Source organism: Escherichia sp. E3659 (assembly GCF_005781135.1).
In the GTDB taxonomy this organism is placed as follows: Bacteria; Pseudomonadota; Gammaproteobacteria; order Enterobacterales; family Enterobacteriaceae; genus Escherichia.
In genome coordinates, this window is record NZ_VATQ01000041.1 from 1 (window position 1) to 1,881 (window position 1,881).

General features: G+C 51.7%; 2 protein-coding genes. Both read right to left on the reverse strand.

Translation table 11 applies throughout. The features are described from left to right. The coding region (gene asrB / locus FEK47_RS21470) for an anaerobic sulfite reductase subunit AsrB (RefSeq protein ID WP_138183367.1) at positions 1–806 on the reverse strand (806 nt) is incomplete at its 3' end. Between the two features lie 3 nt (positions 807–809). Beyond that, a complete protein-coding gene (gene asrA / locus FEK47_RS21475; RefSeq protein WP_138183368.1) occupies positions 810–1,853 on the reverse strand; it encodes an anaerobic sulfite reductase subunit AsrA in 1,044 nt (347 codons plus the stop codon). Between the last annotated feature and the right edge of the window lie 28 nt (positions 1,854–1,881).

The following is a 1,881-nucleotide window of genomic DNA, read 5'->3' on the forward strand; positions in this document are numbered from 1 at the left end:
TGACGGGCCACGGCATAGTTGAAAACCGGACCATCGACGCAGACGTAGACATCCCCCATGCGGCAGTGACCGCATTTCCCCACTGCACAGGCCATCCGGCGTTCATAATCCACCCAGATTTGTTCCGGCTGGAGCCCTTTTTCCAGCAACATCTGTACGGTGAATTTAATCATCACGGGAGGACCAACAACAATCGCCTGCATGGTGCTGATATCGTCAAATGTCAGCGCTGCCAGATGGTCAGTGACCCGCCCGGTACGGTAACGTTCATCCGCCACGCCTTCATCCAGGGTCAGAATGAGATTGTGGTGCCGGTGCCAGTTCGCCATCTCCTGCTTGTACAGCACACAGTCCTGGTTTCTGTAACCGAAAATCATGTCAAGCCGGTTGATTTCCTGCGGATTTTCGACGAAATAGCGCATCAGTCCCTTGACCGGCGCAACGCCGGTACCGCCGGCAATGACCACCAGAGATTTGTAGCGGAAGGCATCGACAGGATAGCCGTTACCATAGCAGCCACGCAGCCATACCCTGTCGCCCTCACGGAGGGTAAAAAGCGCGCCGGTCACTTTGCCGACATTGCGGATAAGCAGGTCTATCCAGCCCTCTCCGCAGTCAGAAACAGAAATGGGCGCCTCTCCGACACATGGCAGGGAGACCTGGACAAACTGTCCCCAGCGGGCCGGGAAATCGACTTCCACACGGAAATTCCACTCCTGTGGCGTATGACGGGTGATGGAAATAATGCGGTATGCAGCAGGCAACAGGCTGTGCTTTTCTTTATCGTGACAGGAACACGTTGACACAGGTTATACCTCCCCGGAGAGTGCCTGCCGGACAGCGGCAGTCATTTTATTGATAATACGTGAGAATTTAATGTACTGAGGACAACGGTCATCGCAGCGTCCGCAGCCCACGCACATATGCTCAGTACCATTGCGGGCTTTGTAATCATTGACTTTATGAAGTGCACGGTAACGTAAACGTTCTCCCGCAGACTGGCGAAAACTGTGCCCGCCGGCCATATCGCTGAAGCCAGGTACCATACAGCTGGCCCACTGGCGGCGGCGTTCACCGCGCTGAGGATTTTCGTCATAAGCCACATCAAAAACGCTGTAGCAGGTACAGGTCGGACACCCGGTTGTGCAGCGCCCACATCCAATACAGCGGCTGTTGTATTCATCCCAGAGCGGATGGTTGATAATAATGTCGCGAATTCTTTGGGGGGACTGACAGATTTTTTCAGGGAGGGTAACCTGTTCCGGGTTTTCGCTGACGAAGACAGGCTCATATTCTGTGCGCTGTCCCATTCCCTGTAAGGCTTCTTCAAAAAAAGCATCCTTAATAAAAACACTGGCGCCGTCATCACTGAAACGCATTGCCGCGCTGTAATTATCAGTTTTATTGCTCCCCATGGAGACACAGAAACAGTTTTCAAAACTTTGCGAACACTCAATCAGAACAAAACGGATATGTTCACGCAATCGCTGATAACTGTAATCAGAATTATTTCCGTTTGATAAATACATATAATCCAGCCGCGACATGGCATTAATGTCACAGGCGCGGGCAAATATCAGCACCGGCGTGGTATCCGTCTCCGCAATCTGGATAGTGTCTTTATTAAAATAAAAGAGCGTTTCTGTTATCGGTGAAATAACCGTATTGGGTGACATGTGGGATTTCTCCTGCCAGACCAGGTCATCCCATCCCCGTATTTGCTGATAAATAATGTTATCCGTATCAGCAAAACGCCCACCGCGAAACTCGGCTGAAGGCGCCAGGACGCGCCATTGCGTGCTCAGTCGCCGGATTAACAGACTGAACTCTTCAGGCGTGATTTTAACCGCCATCACATACTCCATTACCTGTCAGTGAAGG

Bases quoted from the DNA above. Each gene is read 5' to 3' on its own strand.
- asrA (WP_138183368.1), bottom strand. From the start codon at position 1,853: ATGGCGGTTAAAATCACGCCTGAAGAGTTCAGTCTGTTAATCCGGCGA.